The organism is Streptomyces sp. NPDC054794 (assembly GCF_053611585.1).
In genome coordinates this window covers 100,381-121,600 of record NZ_JBSHAQ010000013.1, presented here as the reverse complement: position 1 = coordinate 121,600, position 21,220 = coordinate 100,381, and the positions used below count along the sequence as shown (strand labels likewise).

The 21,220-nt window shown below is 70.5% G+C and carries 17 protein-coding genes and 1 pseudogene; 13 read left to right on the top strand and 5 right to left on the bottom strand.

Annotated elements, in window-relative coordinates:
- Nucleotides 1-769 precede the first annotated feature (769 nt).
- From ACWGKT_RS16320 to ACWGKT_RS16295, 6 genes are all read left to right on the top strand, one after another.
- Nucleotides 770-1,990 (top strand): esterase/lipase family protein, encoded by a 1,221-nt coding sequence (locus ACWGKT_RS16320; RefSeq protein ID WP_453274137.1) that lies wholly within the window; start codon nt 770-772, stop codon nt 1,988-1,990.
- Nucleotides 1,991-2,164: 174 nt separating this feature from the next.
- Nucleotides 2,165-2,887 (top strand): hypothetical protein, encoded by a 723-nt coding sequence (locus ACWGKT_RS16315; RefSeq protein WP_453274136.1) that lies wholly within the window; start codon nt 2,165-2,167, stop codon nt 2,885-2,887.
- Between the two features lie 74 nt (nt 2,888-2,961).
- Nucleotides 2,962-3,390 (top strand): hypothetical protein, encoded by a 429-nt coding sequence (locus ACWGKT_RS16310; RefSeq protein ID WP_453274135.1) that lies wholly within the window; start codon nt 2,962-2,964, stop codon nt 3,388-3,390.
- Between the two features lie 119 nt (nt 3,391-3,509).
- On the top strand, nt 3,510-4,634 hold the full coding sequence (locus ACWGKT_RS16305) for a PLP-dependent cysteine synthase family protein (protein WP_453274134.1): 1,125 nt from the start codon (nt 3,510-3,512) through the stop codon (nt 4,632-4,634).
- The gene (locus tag ACWGKT_RS16300; protein ID WP_453274133.1) at nt 4,631-5,890 is read left to right on the top strand and encodes an MFS transporter; all 1,260 of its coding nucleotides are present in this window, start codon (nt 4,631-4,633) and stop codon (nt 5,888-5,890) included. Before ACWGKT_RS16305 ends, ACWGKT_RS16300 begins: the two co-directional genes overlap by 4 nt.
- Nucleotides 5,891-6,019: 129 nt before the next feature.
- Nucleotides 6,020-7,282 (top strand): DUF418 domain-containing protein, encoded by a 1,263-nt coding sequence (locus ACWGKT_RS16295; protein WP_453274132.1) that lies wholly within the window; start codon nt 6,020-6,022, stop codon nt 7,280-7,282.
- Between the two features lie 33 nt (nt 7,283-7,315).
- On the opposite strand, the gene ACWGKT_RS16290 is transcribed toward ACWGKT_RS16295, so the two are convergent.
- Nucleotides 7,316-8,164, bottom strand: a complete 849-nt coding sequence (locus ACWGKT_RS16290) for a thermonuclease family protein (RefSeq protein WP_453274131.1) — start codon at nt 8,162-8,164, stop codon at nt 7,316-7,318.
- Nucleotides 8,165-8,393: 229 nt separating this feature from the next.
- Here ACWGKT_RS16290 and ACWGKT_RS16285 point away from each other — a divergent pair, with 229 nt between their 5' ends.
- Nucleotides 8,394-8,741: a VOC family protein gene (locus ACWGKT_RS16285; RefSeq protein WP_453274130.1), complete on the top strand. Its 348-nt coding sequence runs from the start codon at nt 8,394-8,396 to the stop codon at nt 8,739-8,741.
- 269 nt (nt 8,742-9,010) lie between these two features.
- Nucleotides 9,011-10,417, top strand: a complete 1,407-nt coding sequence (locus tag ACWGKT_RS16280; protein WP_453274129.1) for a cellulase family glycosylhydrolase — start codon at nt 9,011-9,013, stop codon at nt 10,415-10,417.
- Between the two features lie 56 nt (nt 10,418-10,473).
- On the opposite strand, the gene ACWGKT_RS16275 is transcribed toward ACWGKT_RS16280, so the two are convergent.
- Nucleotides 10,474-10,869, bottom strand: a complete 396-nt coding sequence (locus ACWGKT_RS16275; protein ID WP_453274128.1) for a hypothetical protein — start codon at nt 10,867-10,869, stop codon at nt 10,474-10,476.
- Complete coding sequence (locus tag ACWGKT_RS16270; RefSeq protein ID WP_453274127.1) at nt 10,844-11,356, bottom strand: TetR/AcrR family transcriptional regulator; 513 nt, start codon at nt 11,354-11,356, stop codon at nt 10,844-10,846. Before ACWGKT_RS16270 ends, ACWGKT_RS16275 begins: the two co-directional genes overlap by 26 nt.
- A 283-nt stretch (nt 11,357-11,639) precedes the next feature.
- Between ACWGKT_RS16270 and ACWGKT_RS16265 the strand changes: the two genes are divergently transcribed.
- Together ACWGKT_RS16265 and ACWGKT_RS16260 are read left to right on the top strand one after the other, a co-directional pair.
- Entirely contained in the window at nt 11,640-12,023 is a 384-nt protein-coding gene (locus ACWGKT_RS16265) for a hypothetical protein (RefSeq protein ID WP_453274126.1), read from the top strand.
- A 626-nt stretch (nt 12,024-12,649) separates the two neighbouring features.
- Nucleotides 12,650-13,087: a class F sortase gene (locus ACWGKT_RS16260; protein WP_453274125.1), complete on the top strand. Its 438-nt coding sequence runs from the start codon at nt 12,650-12,652 to the stop codon at nt 13,085-13,087.
- 75 nt (nt 13,088-13,162) lie between these two features.
- On the opposite strand, the gene ACWGKT_RS16255 is transcribed toward ACWGKT_RS16260, so the two are convergent.
- Nucleotides 13,163-16,195 carry a SpoIIE family protein phosphatase gene (locus tag ACWGKT_RS16255; protein ID WP_453274124.1) on the bottom strand — a complete coding sequence of 1,011 codons (3,033 nt, stop codon included), beginning with the start codon at nt 16,193-16,195 and terminating at the stop codon, nt 13,163-13,165.
- A 390-nt stretch (nt 16,196-16,585) separates the two neighbouring features.
- Between ACWGKT_RS16255 and ACWGKT_RS16250 the strand changes: the two genes are divergently transcribed.
- The 3 genes from ACWGKT_RS16250 to ACWGKT_RS16240 all read left to right on the top strand — a co-directional run bounded on the left by ACWGKT_RS16250 (nt 16,586) and on the right by ACWGKT_RS16240 (nt 18,333).
- Nucleotides 16,586-17,569, top strand: coding sequence for a zinc-dependent alcohol dehydrogenase family protein (locus tag ACWGKT_RS16250; RefSeq protein ID WP_453274123.1), 984 nt, complete (start codon nt 16,586-16,588; stop codon nt 17,567-17,569).
- 63 nt (nt 17,570-17,632) lie between these two features.
- On the top strand, nt 17,633-17,875 hold the full coding sequence (locus ACWGKT_RS16245; RefSeq protein ID WP_453274204.1) for an ArsR/SmtB family transcription factor: 243 nt from the start codon (nt 17,633-17,635) through the stop codon (nt 17,873-17,875).
- A complete protein-coding gene (locus tag ACWGKT_RS16240; protein WP_453274122.1) occupies nt 17,872-18,333 on the top strand; it encodes an SRPBCC domain-containing protein in 462 nt (153 codons plus the stop codon). The genes ACWGKT_RS16245 and ACWGKT_RS16240 overlap by 4 nt, the downstream gene beginning before the upstream one ends.
- A gap of 67 nt (nt 18,334-18,400) precedes the next feature.
- Here the strand turns inward: ACWGKT_RS16240 and ACWGKT_RS16235 are convergent.
- Nucleotides 18,401-21,216: pseudogene (locus ACWGKT_RS16235) on the bottom strand (AAA family ATPase).
- Nucleotides 21,217-21,220: the final 4 nt, after the last annotated feature.

Here is a 21,220-nt window from a genome sequence, read left to right as displayed (position 1 = left end):
GGCGTGGGCCGCAGTTGCACGTGTCGTGTAAAGCGTGTCTCAAAACTCGGTGCCCACGTCGGGGTTCGGGGACGGTCCGGGGCGCGACATCGTCGCCTTCCACCTTCGAAGCGCGTCGGGATGGAAGTCGGGGTGGAAGAGGTTGGACAGCATCGCATTGATCAGCGGTCGGTGACACCGGCCGGCGTACGGAGCGGCGTCTCGAACACAGGTCTTCCGCCCGTTGGCTTCGCTCGATCACGGCCGTGGTGTCCGCGCAGGGGCGAGCGCGTGGTCCCGTTACGACGCGCACGGTGAAGTCGACGCCGCTCCGCGGGCCGCGGCGGCCGTACCATCCCGCCGTCCGCACGCCCCCACTTCAGGCGCTGTACGACTTCACCGCCGACGGCTTACGCCTGCGTCGGTTCACGGCCGAGGAGCCGCTCGCCCCGTTGCCCTCAGCGACGCCCGCCAGCGGCACCTACCGAGCACCGATATCCCAACGCGGCGTCAGAGACCCCCGCACGCAGGCAGAGCGAGCGGCCGCCGCTCTCGCGTGAGCCGGCTGCTCTGCTCCGCCTCCATGAGGATCCTGTGCCGTACGGGTGAGACGTCCGCTTCAAACACAGGCTCCACGCCTTGCATTAATACGAAGGACACAGCGAGCGGCATCCAGGATGCCGACGGAAGCGTGTGCTGAAGATGGTCGTGATCTTCGCGCCGTCCGTAGCCGTCCAGCCCGGGTCCACCGGGCTGCTGCGCCCTGCGCGGATCCGGAAGGAGACCGGCTGTGTCCGAACAGCAGGACGAGAAGGCCGAGCAGAGCGTCGGAGAATTCACTCTCCCCACCCCGTTGAGCTCCACGCCCCCGGTCCAACTGCCCTACCCCGTGCCGGAGCCGGACGAGCAGTGGCAGCTGCCGAACGGCTACGCCCACGTCTACTACGGCGAACGCAACCAGGGCATCGTCCGGCCGGTGATCATGGCCGACGGCTTCAACCTCGGCAGGAGCGACCTGAAGTGGCTCTACGCCGGCCTCGACCGTGACTACCCCTTCCTGAGCGAGCTGCGCCGCCGCGGCCGTGACGTCATCCTGCTCGGGTTCGAGGAGCGCAGCGCCTCCATCCTGGACAACGCCCAGGCGGCGTACGCGTGCATCATGCGGACGCTGTCCGAGCAGCTCGGCGACGCCGGGATGACGGTGGGCGGCTTCAGCATGGGCGGCATGGTCACCCGCTATGCCCTCGCCCAGATGGAGACGCAGCGGATGGACCACCGCACCCGCCTGTACTTCTCCTACGACAGCCCGCACCGCGGCGCCGTCATCCCCGTCGGCCTGCAGGCGTTCTCCCACTTCATCCCGGTCGCCAACGACTTCGCCCGGCAGATGAACAGCCCGGCCGCCCGGCAGATGCTCTGGCGGCACTACGACCCCAAGAGCGGCGAGATCGGGATCGCACCGGAGCGCACCGAGTTCCTGCAGAGGCTGGCGGACGTCGGCAACTGGCCGCGCATCCCCCGCATCCTCGCACTCGCCAACGGCCGCGGCGACGGCACCGGCCTGCCCATCACGCCGGGCGAGACCGCGCTGAAGGTCGACCGGATCTACCCCGGCACCACCTTCTACACCCAGGCCCAGGGCAAGGACGTCATCGTCGCCGAGCTGAAGCGCCGGTTCCCCAAGGCCGAGAAGATCATCAAGACCTCCGGCTTCCCGGAGTTGGACGGCGCCCCCGGCGGCACCCTCCGCTCCTACGGGATCCTCGCCGACATGCTCAAGAAGTTCGGCGCCCAGGTCGACTTGCGGCACGAGGAGGTCTGCTTCGTCCCCTCGATCAGCGCCGTCTCGATCCGCGACATCGACGCGCAGAAGGACCTGTACGTGAACATCGACGAACTCGACCCGTCCGAGAGCGACGTCGACGACTTCGTCTGCTCCTCCACCACGACGGGGCACACCGCCATCACGGAGGAACTGGGCAGCTGGCTGCTGGACCGCCTGCCCGACTGATCTCCCCCTGGCACAGCCAGAGCACGCCCGCCCTGGGCAGGCCGCCGCCGGCGCGCCTGCCCACGGCGGGCGTCGTGTCGAGTCGCCTCCGGGCCGGGGCCCGCACGGTAATCCAGTCGACGGTTCCCCTGCCCACCCCCTACATTCGCCCTTCACAGCACGGGAGGGACCAGGATGGGCAGCCGTACGTTTCTGATCGGCGGAGGATGGGACACCGCCGAGGTCTACGAGCCGTTTCTGAGGGCGGCCGGGGACGCTCCGCGCATCGGATGTGTGATCGCGGACGAGGGCGACGGCGAGGAACAATTCGCCCGGTACGAAAGGGCGTTGCGCAAGGCCGGGGACTGCGTGCCCGTACCCCTGCTCGTGCCGCTCGGCACGCGGTTCGAGGCGGAGCGGGCGGCGGACGTCGACGGGGTGCTGGTGTGCGGCGGGCTGACGCCCGCGTACCAGGAGGCGTTCACGGAGTGCCTCGAAGAGCTGCCGCGTCTGCTCGCCGAACGCGGGATCCCGTATGCCGGGTTCTCCGCGGGCGCCGCCGTGGCCGCACGGCACGCCGTGGTCGGCGGATGGCTCCTGGACGGCGTCCCGGTGTGTCCACAGGACAGCGCGGAGGACCTGGCGGAGATCGACGTACGGCCCGGGCTCGGGCTCGTTCCCTTCGGGGTGGACGTGCACGCCGCGCAGTGGGGCACGCTCCCGCGGCTCGCCGCGGCCGTCGCCCGCGGGTACGTCCCGTACGGCATCGCCATCGACGAGAACACCCTCGTGGAGCTGGGGGACGACGGGCACGCCCGGGTCTCCGGGCTCGGGCGCGCCCATGTCGTACAGCCCACGGAAGGGGCCGCCGTTCTCGTACGGTCCCATGCGGCCGGCGAGTCCATTCCCCTCCCCTGACCTGTCCGGCACTGCGGCTCGCCCCGGCACCCCACTTCCCGCCCCGTCCGTAATCTGCCGAATACGCTGTGTGTGTGAGCAGAGTGTGGATGATGCGGCGGGCCTCGATGCGGCCCGGTCGCGTGGGGTTCTTCCTGGGCCTCGTCCTCCTGATCGCCGCCCACCTCGCCGGTGCCGTCCATGCCTCCTCCTTCACCGGACCGCATGTGGCCGTAGAGACAGCCGCAGCTCCTCGCCCACCGGCCGAGACCGGGCACGATCACGAGCCTGCCCCCGAACACCGGCACAGTTCCGGGGGCCACATCGATCACGCGGCCGACCGCCCCAGGACCACGGCGGACGAAGCGGTCACCGAGTCCGACCAAGCCGAACCGGCGGCCGGCTCGTCCGGATCGGCCGGCGGCGCGCTCCTGCTCGCCGTCCGGTGCCGGCGGTCCGACACCGCCGCTCCCACCCCCGACAGCCCCCGGCTCCTCGCGCTCCATTGCGTCTGGCGTCTTTGAGCGCCGCCCGCACGCCCCGACCCCGCCCGCATTCCGCGGCAGGGGCGTGCCCGCGCGCCCATCACCCATGACGACCGCACCGCGCCCCGCCATGCGCGGTGCCAAGGAGCCGTACGCGCATGAACTTCCCCCTCCCTCAAGCCCTCGGAGCCCACGCACCGCTCCCCCTGGTTGCCCGCCGCCCCTCGCAACTGGTCGGCAGCACCCCGGTCCTGTGGATCGACGAACCCTTCGCCCCACCCGGCCGCGGCTTCTACGCCAAGCTCGAAGGCGCGAACCCCGGCGGCATCAAGGACCGTCCCGGTCTCCACATGATCCATGAGGCCCGTCGGCGCGGGGATCTCGCGCCGGGTACTCCCATCGTCGAGTCCTCCAGCGGCACCTTCGCCCTGGGGCTCGCGCTGGCCGGGCTGACCTTCGAGCATCCGGTCACCGTCGTGACCGACCCCGGTATGGAGCCGTCGGTGCTGCGGCTGTTGACCACACTCGGCGCGCACGTCAACCAGGTCGCCGCCCCGTATGCGGACGGCGGCTGGCAGCGGGCCCGCCGCGAGCGCGTCGCGGAACTGCTGGCGCGCACGCCGGGCGCGTACTGCCCTGACCAGTACCACAATCCCGACAGCGTGGCCGCCTATGGGCCGTTGGCCATGGAGCTGATCTCGCAACTCGGCCGTATTGACGTCCTCGTGGTGTCGGTGGGCACCGGAGGTCACTCCGCCGGCATCTCCCGCGTACTGCGCGAGTCCTTCCCCACGCTGACCACGATCGGCGTGGACTCGGTCGGCTCCACGATCTTCGGGCAGCCCGTCCGGCCGAGACTGATGCGCGGCCTGGGCTCCAGCATCCACCCGGGCAACGTCGACTACGCGGCCTTCGCCGAGGTGCACTGGGTGGCGCCGGCCGAGGCCGTCTGGGCCTGCCGCCAGCTGGGCCGGCGCCACTACGCGACAGGTGGCTGGAGCGTCGGGGCTGTCGCGCTCGTCGCGGGATGGGTCGCCCGGACGTATCCCCCCGGCACGCGCATCGCGGCGGTCTTCCCCGACGGCCCGCACCGCTACCTGGACACCGTCTACAACGACGCATGGTGCCGCGACCAGCAGCTGCTGGTGCAGGAACCGCCGCCGGAACCCGAAGAGATCGCCGAGCCCGACGAGTGTGAGGTGACCGGCTGGACCAGGTGCGGCAAGGTCCGCGATCCGCTCGGCCGCACGACCGCGCAGCGCGCCGAGGCGGGCGCCCGATGAGGGGGCTGCGGGCCCAGGTGGCCTCCTTCGACCAGCCGGCGCGGCTGCTGATGGTCAACCAGTTCGCCATCAACCTCGGCTTCTACATGCTCATGCCCTACCTGGCCGATCACCTCGCCCACGGTCTCGGCCTCGCGGCTTGGACGGTCGGCCTGGTTCTCGGCGTGCGCAACCTCTCCCAGCAGGGCATGTTCCTCGTCGGCGGCACCCTCGCCGACCGCTACGGCTGCAAGCCGATGATTCTCATCGGATGCACGCTGCGGACGATCGCCTTCGGACTGCTCGCACTGGCGGACACCCTGCCCGCGCTGCTGATGGCCTCTGCCCTGACCGGGCTGGCGGGTGCGCTGTTCAACCCGGCCGTGCGGGCGTATCTGGCCGCCGACGCGGGCGAGGAACGCCGCGTCGAGGCCTTCGCCGCCTTCAACGTCTTCTACCAGGCCGGAATCCTGATCGGGCCACTGGCCGGACTGGCCCTGCTGACCTGGGACTTCGGCGCGGTGTGTACCGTCGCGGCACTCATCTTCGCCGTCCTTGCCGTCCTCCAGACCCGCGCCCTGCCGGCCCGCCCCCCGGCCGACCGGAGCGCGGAACCGGCTTGGCGCGCCGTGGCCGCCGACTGGCGCACCGTCGCCGCGAACCGGCCCTTCCTGCTGTTCACCGCCGCCATGACGGGCTCGTACGTCCTGGGTTTCCAGGTCTATCTCGCCCTCCCCCTGCGCGCCCGGGAACTCTTCGGTGACCGGACAGGGCTGGTGACCGGGGCGGTCTTCGCCGTCTCCGCGCTCGCCGCACTGTCGGGACAGCTGAAGCTGACCGCCTGGGCGAAGCGGACTCTGGCCGGACCTCGGGCCATCGCCTACGGGCTGGCGATGATGGGGGCCGCTTTCCTGCCGGCCCTGCCCGGCCCCTACGACGGAGCCGTCGGCCTCGCGGCCGGCGTCCTCGCGCTCCTGCTCTGCGCCGCGCTGCTGGCCTGGGGCGGGGCCCTGCTCTACCCCTTCGAGATGGACACCGTGGTCCGCCTCTCCAGCGACCGGCTCATCGCGACCTACTACGGCGCCTACAACACCGTCTCCGGCATCACGATCTCGCTCGGGAACCTCGCGGTCGGGGCGCTGTTCGACACGGGCGTGCGCTGGCTGCCCTGGGCGGTGCTGGCCGCCACCGGGCTCCTGTGCGCCGGGCTGGTGGCACGTCTGCACCGCACCGGGCACCTCGCGCCCGTACCGGTGCCGGTGCCGGTGACCGGATGAGGTAGGCCGTCCTCCCGGCGACGGGCACGGAGCACCCGCCGATCGGAGGCGTGACGTCGGCCGGTCGGCGGGGTGTTTCCGGAAGGCTGCCGGGGTGTCTCGGGCGCTTGGGTGGTGAATCCTTGAGGTATGACCCACAATGCGGCCTCGATCGAGTCGGCAGACGTGTCACCCTCGCTCTTGGGCGACCGTTCCCCCATCGCCGCCGAACGGCGCTCGACGGGGCGGCTGATCGGTATCGACCTGGCTCGCGGACTCGCGGTCCTCGGCATGTACTCCGCCCACGTCGGGCCCGATGTGACGGTCGGCGGCCCGGTGGGATTCCTGCTGGAGACGGCGCGTGGTCGCTCCTCCGCCCTCTTCGCCCTGCTCGCCGGCTTCTCGCTGGTGATCATCACCGGGCGCCCGTACCCCCATACCGGGCGCGCGGGCCGTCAGGCGACGGTCAGGATAGTGATCCGTGCCGTCGTCCTGCTGGCGCTCGGTTACGCGTTGACCGCCCTGGACACCGACGTCGACGTGATCCTCAGCTTCTACGGGCTGCTCTTCCTGACCGTCCTCCCACTGCGCCGATTGCGGGCGGGGACGCTCGCCCTCATTGCTGCGGCGAATGCACTGGTCCTGCCTCAGGTCCTGTACGTGATCAGAAGATCCATCGAGGACGGGAGCTGGGCAGACGCCCTCACCAGCCATGACCCTTTGGCGCTGATCAGTGGCACGGACGGCATCATCGAACTCTTGTTCACCGGCGAGTATCCCGTGCTCACCTGGATCCCCTTCCTGATCGCGGGCATGGCAGTGGCCCGGCTTGACCTCACTCGGCCAGGCGTCAGATCCCGGCTCGCGCTCATCGGCGGGGGGCTCGCCCTGCTGGGCTACGGCGGCTCCTGGCTGGCCCTGCACCTGGTCCCCCACGCCCTGTCCGCCGTCGCCTCCGCCACGGACGCCGGCTCGGCATCGTCCGCCTGGTGGTCCGACACCGTCGGCACGCCGGAGGACCGAACCCCGCTCGCCTGGTTGCTGGTGGCGGCACCGCACAGCCAGACGACCTTTTCGATCGTCGGCAACACCGGAGTTGCCCTTGCCGTGGTCGCCGCATGCCTGACCGTTGCCGAACGGATGCCGCGCCTCACGCGCCTGGCCACACCCGTCGCCGCGGTCGGCATGACCGCGCTGACCGTGTACGTCCTGCACATCGTGGCGCTGTGGTTCTTCAGCGATGTCCGGTACGTGGCCGCGGTCGACGGGGACGGCCTCTCCGCTCTACCGGTGCTGCTCGCCTTCATCGCGGGAGCCATGCTCTTGGCGACTGTCTGGACCCGACTGTTTCGGCGAGGCCCCCTGGAACAACTCCTCCACACGGCCACCCGGTCGGCACGGATCATCAAATAGAGCGGACGGAGTACGCACAAGCGGGCCGGCTTCTCACTCCTCGTCGAAGATCAGATCGTCGACCGGGTGGGTTACACGGACGGTGCCGCTGTTGGTGACGGTGACGACGTGTTGCAGACCCGCGAAGCGCTCGTTGGTGGACAGGACCGTGAACTTGTCCTCCTTGCCCGCGAGGTAGGCGGGGAAGCAGGAGATCGACATGCCGGCATGGAAGTGGTCCATCAGCCGCCGGAACACCTTGGGCAGGATCACGACGTCGTCGGTGATGGTGGACGGCCCGGTGACCTTGAATCCGGTGGTGGTCACGTCCTGGGGCCACAGCCCCTGACCCTCCGCCCGGGCGCTCTGCGCGACGGTGGTGAGTTCCTCCCGCAGGTCGCGGAAGAGGCTGGCGTAGAAGGTCGGATAGACCAGTCCCTGCGCGGCCAGGTGATGGTTGGCGGTCTGCCGCAGCAACGGCACGTCGACGGTGACGGCCGCGCCGCTGGCCGCGGGCGGAGTGCCCCGGCCGACGAGGGAAACGACGCGGCCGTACAGGTCGGCGCCTCCGGTGAGGACGTACCCGGGCGTGCTCTCGGGGGTCGAGGCGGTGACGGTCTCGTCCGGTTGTCGCTGTACGTCGTTGAAGCCGAGCCAGGTCAGGAGTTCAGCGGCAGCGGCATGGCCGAACTGCAGCGGCTGGTGTTCGTCGTGGTAGTGCGTCTCCAGCGCGTCGATGCCCTCCAGCCGGAGTTTGGCTTCACCCGTGCCGGTGAGTTGCACCGGGTTCCTGCCCTTGACCAGCTTCCAGTCACTCGCGTTGTCCGCGACGAAGTGAACGGTATCGCCGTCCGGCTGAGTGTTCTTCAGATGGAATGTGCCTTGGACCAGCAGCAGAGGCATGGCGACTCCCAGGGGGAACGGTGGAGGAGGGGTAGCAGCTCCGGACGCACACACAGATGGAGCTCGAACATACGGACAATTTGCGCGTAGTGACCAAAGTAGGGGTCGGATGGAGAGTTTGTCCGTGAGGCGCGCGGACTGAGTCTGGACGCCGTCAGCCCGTGGCGGCGGACGGACCGTGGTACCCCTGGACGGTCCTGGATCCGTTCGTGTTCTTGAGGAGTCATCGATGGCCGTTCGCCGTGTCATGCCCGTCGTCCAGTCAGAGGCCGCGAAGGAGAGCCGGGAGTTCTACGGCCTGCTGGGCTTTGAAGAAGTCATGAACCTCGGCTGGATCACGACGCTTGCTTCACCGTCCAGTCCGTCGGCCCAGGTGAGTGTGATGACCAGCGACAAAACCGCTCCGATCACCCCCGACATGAGCATCGAAGTCGACGACGTGGATGCGGCTTACGCGGTCATGCGGGACAGCGGCGCGGAGATCGTTCACCCCCTGCAGGACGAGGAGTGGGGCGTACGCCGGTTCTTCGTCCGCGACCCCAACGGCCGCGTGGTCAACGTTCTGAGCCACCGCTGAACTTGGGGCGAGCGGCACGCCGCCTACTGGATCGACCAGCCGTTCACGTGCACCACCCGGGTCGGCCCCTCGTAGGACGTCGGCCCGCCCAGCTGTCGACCCAGGTGGGTACGCAGAGCACGCGCCCGCCCGAAGCCGACCGACGCCGACCCGTACCTGACGTCGTCCGGTTCTCGCCTTTGTGGAGAACCGACCGACCCGGTTAGCTCGCTGCGCAGTCGAGTGGTTGCGAACTCGGCGCGAGTTCGCGCCATGACCCGGAGGTGTTGATGCGCAGGTGCGCGGTCGCCGCCATGGCCGCTTTGGCGATCCTCGCGGCCGTACTGCATCCCGGTCCCGCGTACGCGGGTGCCGTCGCGCCGACCGCTGCCGGGCACCGTGTGACCGATGACCGGGGCCGGGCACTCACCCTGCGCGGCTGGAACGTGGGAGACAAGGCGCACCGCGGTGCCGACGCGCTGTCCGCGATCACGGAGCGGCACTTCCGTGACATGTCGGCCCAGGGTTTCGACTTCGCCCGGCTCCTGGTCTTCTGGGACGACCTGGAACCGCAACCCGGCCACTACAGCCGACGATATCTGGGCAAGATCGAGCGGATCCTGGACTGGGCCCATCGCTACCGCATCCATGTGGTGATCGATGCTCACCAGGACGTATTCGGACCCCGGTTCGGACACCGTGGAATCCCCGAGTGGGCAACGCGCACGGACGGGCTGCCGTTCACACCTCACCCGGACGACTGGTTCTCCGAGTACTTCGAGCCGGCGGTGCAGGCCGCGTTCCAGCACCTCTACCAGGACGCCGACCTGCGAAGGGCGCAGGCGCGCATGTGGCGACTGCTTGCGGCACGGTTCGGCCGGCACCCCGCCGTTCTCGGCTACGACCTCATCAACGAGCCGATGGGCCGCATCAACGCGGGCGAGGATCTGCCGACGGCCGCGGGGCGAATCGAAGCCCAACAGCTCACTCCCATGTACAACCGGATTGCCCACGCCGTCCGGCAGATCGACTCGGACAACTGGCTGTTCGTCGAGCCGACCCCGATCGTGGGCGAGGGAGTGCCGACCGGTCTGGGCCGGATCGACGACCCCAAGGTGGTGTACGCCCCTCACCTGTACAACGCCGTGATGGAGGCGGGCGGAGACTACGACCCGGACGGAGGCTGGTTGGAAGCGTACGAGGCCGCCGTGGTCGGCTATCCGCGCCGGTACGGCACCCCGGTCGTCGTGGGTGAGTGGGGGCCGCTGAACGGCGACCTGCCCAACATGCACCGTTTCTACGACGACGTCCTGGCATCCATGGACCGCTACAGCGGCGGCTGGGCAGGCTGGGAGTGGTGCTATGGCGGCGGCTACTGCGCCGTGGACGCGAACGGTCGGCTGCGCCCCAACAAAGAGCGAACCGTACGGCCGTACGCCCGAGCTGTCGCGGGCTCGGTCCACGTCGACACCTACACCCCGGCCACACGAACCTACCGGCTCAGCTACGAACCGCGGCTCGGCGGAATGACCGAACTGTCCTTGCCGGCAAGCCCGGTGGGCTGGCGGATCGCCGTCGACGGCCCGGCGACTGCCCAACCCTCCGCGGTACCTGCGGAGACGGCGGCAACGGTCCGGCTCACCACAAGCGCCACCGCGGACCGCGATGTGACGGTGGTTGTGACACCCAAGCGCTGATGGCCGGGTCGGAGAGCCAGGACCTTGGTACTGAAGTCGACAAGGGTTCCGGCCCATCATTCCCGGACAAGCCCCGCCCCTGAATCGTCAACTCTGGGCGATGAATGCTCGATGAGGGCGACAGTGGCGCGAGGGTCATCGACCTCGATCACGAGGCGGTCGTAGGTCTCGGCGTCGGCGAGTTGGATGACGATCGCCTTGTCCGGGTTCTTCACCTGCCAGAAGATGCGTTCGCCGTCGTGGCGGAACCGGCCGGCGGTGATCACTCCGGGGAAGTGGGTGCCGCCGACGCGGATGCCCTTCGGCTCGCGGGCGATGCCGGGGTCGTGGGTGGCGCCTCGCACGTGGGCAAGGGGGACTTCGAGGCGGCTCTTGAAGGTCCAGAGCTTGTCGAGGCCCTGGAATTCGGCGGCCAGGAGGCCGTGTTCACGATCGATGGAGATCCGGGCCATGCCAGTGCTCCTTGGGGGTGCTGGGCTGGGCGCGCAGGCGCAGTCGGGCTCCGAGGACGGTGGAGGCGATGTGAGGGGCGGCCTCGCCGTGGGAGGGGCGCAGCGCGTCTTCGAGTGCGGTGATCGCGTTCGTGACCAGCGTGGCGACCTCCGGGTCCTGGGGCGCCCGTTCGACGGCGGCCATGAGCAGGAGGCCGGCGGCCGGGCCGTTGTCGTACGAGGCGATGGCCGTGGTCAGGGCCTGCGCGGGGTCGGTGAGGGTGGCGACGGCGGCGGTGGTCGGGAGGATCTCGCGGTCGAGGTGATTGCGCAACGCCGTCAGGTGCAGGCTCCGTTTGGAGCCGAAGACCTTGTACAGGCTGCCCCGGTGGATGCCGGTGGCAGTGACCAGGTCGTCCACCGAGGTGCCCTCATAGCCGCGAGCGGCGAAGAGGGCGGCCGCGGTCGTCACGGCCTGATCCGTGTCGAAGGCACGTGGTCGTCCCATGCCCCGACCCTACGACGTTAAAGAACGACCAGTTAAGACGATCGTTCCTAAACGGATGAGTTTGCCCGCCGAGTTCGACGGAGGAGCGCGGTGTGTGGGTGGGGCCTTGGGCGTAACCCTTGTCCCTGCCAGTCGTTGAATCGCATGGTCAAGGAAAGTGGATGCATGACCCCGGGATGTGGTGACAGCACCCGGGGTCCATGCTGTGACGGTATCCGTGATGCGGACCTGCCTACTGGCTTCCTGACCTGGGCAGATAACATCCCTCGCCATGAGACCTTCGTTGATCGCGCTGGTCGGCGCAGCGGCAATCGCTCTCGCCACGGGCGGTTACGCCGTCGGGGCTGGGCAACAGGACGGCACCTCCGAGCGGTCCGCCGCGTGTGAACAGACCAAGCACGAGTTTGATCTACGAGCCGATCAGATTCGCGAGCAACTGCGTCGAGGGTCCCAAGCGGAGGAGATCGACTCCCACCAGATCACCATCGACGAATCGCGAGCGAAGATCCTCGGCCTGATCGTGCAGCAGAACCCCACATGCTTCGGCGTCGGCGCTCGTGCGGCAGCCACCCTGCTTCATGAACACCCTTCGGAGGGCCAAGCCGACGCCGCCCTGTGCGATCTCACCGGCACGAAGCCGGAGGACTGTTCCACCACTGGTGACTGATGCGTCGTGTGGAGGCTCAGTCCGGGTGAGGTCTCGACTGGGACGCGTACCCCCGCCCGCATCCCAACGCGCGCCGAGGACAGGGCTGTTCAGGTGCGGCCTGCGACTCGGCAGTGACAGGGAACTCACCCTTCCGCAAGCCTGATTTTTAGCCTGAATGGGCAGCGGGCGCCCCGCTGCGGCCCCCGCCCGCCGAGCAAATGGCTGCGACTTCCTGTCCGCCCCGGCTCTCGCGCCGCTTGGTCATGGAGTGCTTCATGCCGCTTCTCGCTTCATACCGCCGTGCTGCTCGCTGCACGGCCATCGTCGTAGCCACCGTGGGCGGGCTTCTCGCGCCGACCGCCGCCGTCGCCGCCACCGGTTCGCTCAGCCCGCAGCCCAGTATCACCGTCACAGCCACTCCCGACAGCCCTTCACACCCTCCGCTTCGGAGTCCGCTCCGGCCCCGGACGGCACCCTCGTCTCCACCAACCAGCTCAAGGGCGGTCTGACCGCGAAGGTCTACCGCCACGGCGACCGGCACATCTGGTACACCGCCGAGGTCTTCTAGGGCACCAAAGAACTGGGCAGCCTCAGAGCGGGCGGTGGTTACCCCTCCAAGGCCACCAAGGAAGTCCGCAGCCGCCATGTCGCGTTCCGAGCCCGTCCACATCACGATCGCGTCCGCCGGGGTCGACACCGGGCCGCTGCTGCGGCTGAGGCTGAACGGCGACGGTACGGTCGAGGTCCCTTCCGTCGCACAGGCCGATCGGATCGGCTGGTACAGCAAGTCGGTCACCCCCGGTGAGACCGGTCCGGCCGTGCTCATCGGGCACTTCGACACGGTCGACGGACCAGCGGTGATGAAGAATGTCGGCCGGATCAGGACCGGCGACCGGATCGTCGTCACCCGGGCGGTCTTCGCCGTACGCACGGTGCAACAGGTCGCCGAGAAAGACTTCCCCACCCAGCGGGTCTACGGCAACACCACGCGGCCCGAGTTGAGGCTGATCACCTGCGGCGGGCCGGTCGAGAACGGTCACCACCCCGACAACATCATCGTCCACGGCGACCTCGTCGGCTGACATCGGAGCAGGCGGCGGCGCGCAACGGGGCCGCTCCTGACCGGGTATCCGGCACCGGACCTGCGAGGTCGAGGGTCAAACTGGGGGGCTGGGCAAGGGCTGTTCGGTCCAGATGGCCTTGCCGGTGCGGGTGTGCCGGGTGCCCCAGCGCTGGCAGAGTGCGGAGATGAGCTGCAGGCCGCGGCCGCCCTCATCGGTGGCGGAGGTGTGGCGGATGTGCGGCGTGGTCAGGCTGGCGTCGGAGACCTCGCAGATCAGTGCGCGGCTGCGGAGCATGCGCAGCCGCATCGGGCCGACGGCGTGTCGGACGACGTTTCCGACCAGCTCGCTGACCAGGAGTTCGGTGGTCATCATCAGGTCCTCGTCGGCCAGGTCCCAGTCGGTGAGCTGGGCGCGGACCAGCTCGCGGGCCTGGCCCGCCGCCACCGGGTCCTCCGGCAGCGGCCACTCGGCGACGTTCTCCGGGTCCAGCGGGTGGGTGCGGACCAGCAACAGGGCGGCGTCGTCCACCAGCTCGCCGTGGTCGGGGAGGAGAGCGGAGGTGAGGCCGGCGCAGAGGGCGTCCAGGTCGGACGCGTCCGCCGGTGAGGTCGGCATGGCGTTCACGGACTCGAAGAGGAGCTCGGCGAGGCGGTTCATGCCGGTGGTGACATCCCTGTCCTTGCTCTCGACCAGGCCGTCGCTGTAGAGGGCGAGCAGGCTCTCGGCGGGCAGCAGGGTCTCGCGGGTCTCGAAGGGCGGCGCGGCCACCCCGAGCGGCGGGTCCGGGGTCATGGACAGGAAGGTGACGGTCCCGTCGGGGTGGGCGACCGCCGGGGGCGGCTGACCGGCGCTGGCGTACGACAGACGCCGGGTCACCGGGTCGTAGATGCCGTACAGGCAGGTGGCGAAGGCATCGGTGCCCAGCTCGCCGACGATGTCGTTGAGGTGGCCCAGGATTTCGTCGGGCGGGAGTTCCAGCTCCGAGAGGGTGCGGACGGCCGTGCGGAGCGCGCCCATGGTGGCGGCCTCGGCCATGCCGTGGCCCATGACGTCGCCGATCACGAACGCCACCCGGGCCGCGGAGAGCGGGATCACGTCGTACCAGTCGCCGCCGACGTCGGCTCCCTGCTTGGCCGGCTGGTAGCGCGCCGCCGCCGTGACCTCGGGCAGCTTGGGCAGTGCCTGCGGCAGCAGGCTGCGCTGGAGGGTACGGGCCCGGGTCGTCGCCTCGTCGTAGAGTCCGGCCCGCTCCAGGGCCTGTGCGATCAGTCCGCTGAGCGCGGTCAGCAGGGTTCGTTCGTCATCGTCCAGCACCCGCGGTCGGCCGAAGCAGATCACGGCCGCGCCGATACCGCGCCCCGATACCGCCAGCGGCAGAATGGCCCACGCCTGCGTGCCGCTCTCTCGGACCACGATCTCGGTCTCGGGGTAACGCTTCAGGAACTCCTCCGGGGAGGAGATGTAGAGGGGAGCGCGGGCCTTCAGGGCGTCCCCCACCGGGTCCGCGTTGTCCCCCGCGGTCCACTGCGCGTTCAGTAGTCGGGTGAAGTGCTCCGAATGTCCCCTGGAGCCGACCACGGTCATCCGGTCGCCGACCACGCCGACGATGATGAGTCCGGTGGCCCCGAGGGGCGTCATCACGCCGTCCGCCACCGCCGTCATCACGTCCTGGGCCGTGACGGCCTCGGCCAGCTCCCGCGTGATCCGCTGCACCAGGGCTGCCCGCTCCGCGCCCGCCCGCTCCGCGGCGGCCCGCTCGGCCTCCCGCAGATGCCGCTCGGTGGTGTCGGTGATGTAGAGCGTGAGGCCTTCCGGCACCGGCACCAGCCGCAGGTGGTACCAGGACGTCCCGTCCGGCCCCGGCACGTCGAACCCGCCCGGCTGGCCCTCGGCCACCGTGGCCCGGCACCGCTCCTCCAGGCCCGGCACGGCACGCACGGCGGGAATGTTCCAGAGCAGCGTTCCGGCCACGTCTCCCGCGGCGCCGAGGAGCCGCTCGGCGGCCTGGTTGAGAAATCCGATGCGCCAGTCCGTGTCCAGGGAGACGAAGCCGTCGCTCATGTGGCGCAGGGCCCGCCCCACCGACTCGGCGGCGGCATGCGTCTCGCTGCTGTCCCGGAGGCTGCCGATCACCTTCACCGGCGTTCCCTCTTCGTCCGTGATCGTCCGGGCGCTGGCCTCGATCCAGACGTATGTGCCGTCCTGGCGCCGGATCCGGTACTCGTTCTCGAAGCCGCCGCGCAGCTGGATGCCCGTGTCGAAGCCGGCCACCGCCCCCGGCAGGTCGTCCGGGTGGATCAGCTCCGCCCATGCCTCGATACCGCCGCTCATCACCTCCGGATCTATGCCGGCCAGTATCTCCTCGACGGGCAGGTCGGAGGTCAGCTCGCCGGTGCGCAGGTCCCAGGTGTACGTGATGGCGGGCACCCCCTCCGCGTCCCACGGGGAGCCGGCCTCCTGCGGTCCCGGCCCGTTGTCCAGGGCGCGCAGCAGAGTGGGAGACGGATTGAGGATCCCGGACGACCTGAGCCTGACGGACATCCAGGCCGCCACCTCGTTCAGAAACGCGAGCTCCGCCGCGCCGGGCTCGGTGCCCGGGGCGAAGAGGACGGAGATCGCACCGCGTCGCCAGCCACCGCCGGCGAGGGGGACGGCCAGGTGACCGATACCGACGGGGAGCTCGGAAGGCCACAGGGAGGCGGGGTCCCGGCCCGGCACGGGGTCGGGCGGGGCCAGGTCGGGCTGCCAGGTGATGGTGTCGTTGCGGGCGGCCCTGCTGGGTGGCGCCGCACCCCGTGCCGGGATGATCAGCCAGGGTCGGGTCACCGATTCCGGCAGGCCACTGTCGGCGACCAGGTAGAGGATGCCACTCATGCCGCCGCCCGGCAGATGCACCATGCCGCCCAGGCCGTGCACCTCGGCCACCGCCTGCTGGAGCGCGGTCAGCAGCACGTCGACATCGCGCCGGTCCTCGTCGACGGCGTCGAGCAGCAGCATCCGCATGCGGTGTCGCTCCATGGGCCGCACGGCCTGCATGGTCCGCAGGCCCTGCGGCTGATGCAGCGGATGGGGGACGTGGGGTATGGACGGGCCGGTGTTGTCCGGATCGCCATCTCTGGTATTCACCACTGCCGACCCTCGCCTCTCTCACCGCTCGGGTACCCGCTGGACCGCATGCGAGCGGATGTGGACCCGCAGCGATCTACATCCGTGGAGCCCATCCTAATTGGAACAACCTAGGCGATTTCATCTCTCATCGGTAACCTTTAACATACGATCACTTTACGTAGCGTTTACTCGCGCTTAGCTACTAGCGGGCCGACCCGGGAAGGTCCAGTAAGGGGACACGGGGAAGCGGGCGCTGATGAGTTCCTCCGCCTCCGCCTCGGTCGCGATCGCCCGGTCGGGCCCCTCGGGAATGGTGTGGTCGGGCTTGCGGTTCGGTTCGGCGTCGGTGGATGGGCGGCCGAATGGGCCGCCCGCCGAATGGTGACGCGACGGGAAAGAGGCGCAGGCATGCGCGCGGTTGTTCTGCGGGAGTTCGACACTCCGCTGGTGCTCAGCGAGATCGAGAGGCCCGACGCGGGTCCGGGCCAGGTGCTGGTCAAGGTCAAGGCCAGCGGCGTCAACCCGCTGGACGCCAAGATCCGGGCCGGCAAGGCCGCCCATGCCAGGCGCACGCTGCCGGCCGTCCTCGGCCTGGACCTGGCCGGCGTGGTCGAGGAGGTCGGCGCGGGCGTCGACGACTTCGCGCCCGGCGACGAGGTGTTCGGCATGACCGGTGGCGTCGGTGATCTGCAGGGCTCACTCGCCGAGTACGCGGCCGTCGACGCCCGCCTTCTCGCCCGTAAGCCGACCTCGCTCACCATGCGGGAGGCCGCGGCCCTGCCGCTGGTCGTCATCACCGCTTGGGAGGGGCTGATCGACCGGGCGCGGGTCCACGCGGGGCAGAAGGTCCTCGTCCACGGCGGAGCCGGCGGTATCGGCCATGTCGCCGTGCAGATCGCCCGTGCCCGCGGTGCGGACGTCTTCGCCACCGCCTCGCCCTCGCGGCTGGAGGCCGTCGAGCTCCTGGGTGCCACTCCGATCGACTACACCAGCACGTCCGTGGACGAGTACGTCGCCGAGCACACCGGCGGTGAGGGCTTCGACGTCATCTTCGACACCGTCGGCGGGCCCGTGCTCGACGCCTCCTTCGCGGCGGTCCGCACGTACACCGGTCACGTCGTGAGCGCCCTTGGCTGGGGGACCCACAGCATCGCGCCCCTCAGCTTCCGCGGGGCGACCTACTCCGGTGTGTTCACGCTGCTGCCCCTGCTGACCGGGCGCGGGCGGGAGCACCACGGCGAGATCATGCGCGAGGCGGCCGCCCTCGCCGACGCGGGCGCGCTCGAACCGCTACTCGACCCCCGGCGCTTCTCGCTCGCCGATGTCGCCGACGCCCACGCGGCCGTGGAGAGCGGCACCGCCCGAGGCAAGATCGTGATCGACGTCGACTGACACCCCCTCCCCGTGCTGTTCGGCGCCGGTGATTGACATGCGTGCACTAGCTGTTCCGGTGAGCTGGTGGCCGCGTTCGAGGTGAGCGCCCCGGCGATAAGCCGGCACCTGCGGGTACTGCGGCGCAGTGGGCTGGTCGTCGAGCACAGCCTGGAGAACGACGCCCGGGTCCGGGTCTATCAGCTGCGGCACGAACCATTCATCGGCCTGCAGGCCTGGCTGGACCAGGTGCAGGCGTTCTGGACCGGTCAGCTCGGCGCGTTCAAGGAGCACGCCGAGCGCATGAACAAAGGAACCGCCCAATGAGTACGCCCGCAACGGCCACCGCCACGGTCGAGGTGGCCTGCGACCCGGCCACGGCCTTCGACGTGTTCACCGCCGACATCGGTAGGTGGTGGAAGCGCGGCACCCGCTACTGGAACGAGCCCGACAAGGCCCAGGAACTGCGCTTCGAGCCGCAGGTCGGCGGCCGCCTCGTCGAGGTCCACGATCTTGATTCCGGCGAGGGCTTCGAGATCGGCCGGGTGCTGGTCCGGGAGCCCGATCGGCGGCTGGTGTTCACCTGGCGGCAGGGCGACTGGGACGCATCCGCCACCACCGACGTCGAGGTCCGCTTCGAGAGCGTCGACGGAGGCACTCGGGTGACCGTCGAGCATGGCGGCTGGGACCGTGTCCCCTCCGCCGGTACCGGCATGGCCGAGGGCTACGGCCACGGCTGGGCCGAACTCCTGGGCTTCTACGCCGAGAAGGCGGGGGCGCGCTGATGTTTGTGCACCTTGCCAAGCCCCGACCCACAACCACGCGCAGCGGAAGGGTTGTTGGACCACCGCGTCACTGAGCACAACGGCACGCGCCTAATTTCCCGTCGGCCGGCAGTCGGTCCAGGGCGGTGGGGAGTTCCGCGCGGCGGCGGATGCTGAGCTTGCGGTAGACGTTGGTCAGGTGGGTCTCGACGGTACGACGGGCGAGGTGCAGGAGTTCACCGATCTCGGCGTTCGTCCGGCCACCGGCGGCGAGTTCGGCGATGCGGCGCTCGCTGTCGGTCAGCGCAGCCGGTCCGGTGTACGGCTTCGCGGTGCGGCGGGCGCCGCTCTCCCGCAGAACGTGTTCGGCCACGGACCGAAGACGGACCGCGCCGAGGCGTTCGGCGCGCTCGGCCGCTTCCCGCAGCGGATCGCGGGCCCTGGTCCGCTCTCCGGCGGCGGCGAACTGCCGCCCCTGAGCGGTCAGCGCCAGGATCAGTTCCGTCTCGGCCGGCGTGTCCCGCAGCAGTCGTACGGCCTGCTCGGCCAGTTCCAGGCCGCGCAGACCGCCGGTCGCCGTGCCCAGGACGCGCAGGCCACGCCCCAGCAGCCGTGGCGTGTTCCAGACCGTGGCCTGCCGTAGCTCCTCCTGGGCCAGGGCAAGGGCCTCGTCCGGCCGGCCAAGGGCCAGCCGGCATTCGGCTGCGACGGTCCGCCAGGGAGTGACGACCGGACTGACCACATCCCGCGCCGACTGGCGTCGCCCGCACTCCAGGAAGTCGTCGAGCGCGCCGGCCGGATCGCCGCACGCGGCGCGCAGATGGCCGCGTGCGTAGAGGAAGGGGGACGGCTCCACGGAGTCGGGCGCGTCGCGCGGGTCGCAGCGGTCCACGAGCGCCGCGGCCTGTCGCGTACGGCCCGTCTCGACCAGCGCGACGACGGCGAGGGCATGTGTGTTCGTCGGGGGGCGTCGGTTGTCGGGCGCCTCGATAGCCTGCCGCAAGTCGGGCTCGGCGAGCAGTTCGGCGTAGCTGCCGCGTGCGGCCGCGATGTCCCCCCGTACGTTCAGCAGGGCCGCGTGCATGGGGTGCAGCAGCGAGGTGCGCTGCCCGGCCAGGCCCCGTTCGACCAGGCGCGCGGCCTCGTCCAGTTCGTCGCCCACTGGGCGACGGCCGCGGCCGCACCGAGCAGAATCGGCTCCGCGAGGGGGTCCGCGGGTTCGTGCAGCAGGGCCCGGATGCGTTCCATCGCCGTCCGGGCCGAGAGCAGACCGGCTTGCGACTCGTACCGCACCAGCAACGCCAGCCCGGCCGTACCGACCAGATGGGGCGAGCGCGCGGCCATGTCGCGCAGCCGCCCGTACGCCTCGCGCCGTGCGGCCTGGTCGTGGTCCGACAGCAGCACCGAGGCGGTCCGCAGCGTGCGGGTCAGATCCTGATGGCCCGTCAACTGCTCGTCCAAGGAGTCCAGTACGGCGACGGCTGCCCGTTGCTCGCCCCGTCCGGCCAGTGCCGTACCGAGCGCCAGCGCCGAACGCACCCGGTCCCTGGGCGTGTCCGCCAGCCGTACGGCCTCGGCGAGCCGGGGTATGCCGGCCGCCGACCCGACAGCGGCGAATTCCAGGGAGCCCAGTTCGGTGAGGACCGCCGCTCGGCGGGCCGGTGTCAACGCTTCGTCCAGCGCGCGGCGCAGGAAGGCGACGGCGTCGTCGGTACGGCTCTCCGTGACCGCGCTGGCCGCGGCGTCCAGCAGGATGTCGACGGCCCATGCCCCGCTGGGCGCGGGCGCCCGCAGCAGCTGTCCGGCCACCGCCTCGGCGCTCTCGCCGCGGCGCAGCATCACCTCGGCCGCCCTGGCGTGGGCAGCGCCCTTCCGGGCACCGGACCAGCCGCTCAGTACGGCGTCCCGCAGCAGCGGATGGGCGTAGCGGGGGCGGCCGGCCGGGCCTGGGCGCAGCAGCCCGAGACGGCTCATGGCGGTGAGCCAGCCGTGCACCCGGGCGGGATCGGTGCCCGTCATGTCGGCGAGCAGCCGGGCATCATCGTCGTCGTGGGTGTCCCGGTGGTGGTCGCCGTCTGCGTCCCGCCCGCCGTTGACGACGGCGAACGCGCGGGCGACCTCGGCGGTGCCGGTCCCCGCGCAGTCCAGCCACCAGGAGACGGCGGCCGGGTAGGCGCCCGGATACAGCGCGGCGCAGGTGTCCGGCACGGTCATGGTGCCGGTGCGGCCCGGGGACTGTGCGCGCAGATCGTCCAGCAGGGCCTTCAGGAGCAACGGACTGCCCGCGCCGGCGCGTACGACGTCGTCGACCCATGCCTGGGTCGGTGCCGCGCCGACGACCGAACGGACCAGTTCCGCCGCCGCGTGCGGGCTGAGCGGGGTCAGGGTGTGGGTGCGGACGAGGCCGGGCGAGAGCGCGTGGGCCAGGCCGGACGCGGGCGGCTCGACGTCGTACTGGCTGCGCTCGGTCGCCACCAGCAGCACCGGCAGGCGTTCCGCCAGCCGGGCTGCCTCGATGAGCCAGCCGCACGAGGGTTTGTCCGCGAGGTGGACGTCGTCCACGGCCATGAACAGCGGGGCCTCGGCCGTCCATTTCAGCAGTGCGCGCCACAGCCGTGCGGCGCGGTCGCGGTGGAAGGCGGAGTCGGCAGCGGCGTCGTCCGGTGGTCCGAGGACGGGGTACGCCAACTCCAGCCCATCGCCGAGGAGTTGGCATACGGCGGTCAACGGCGCGAGAGGCTCGGGCGTGCAACGGACCCGCAGCACCCGCATGCCGTGTGCCGCGGCGTCGTCGGCGACCGCCTCCAGGAGCGCGGTGCGGCCGGTGCCGGTGGCCCCCTTCAGCAACACCAGGCCACCGGAGCCGGACCGGGCGCGCTCGGCCTCGGCGGCGACCATCGCCATGGCC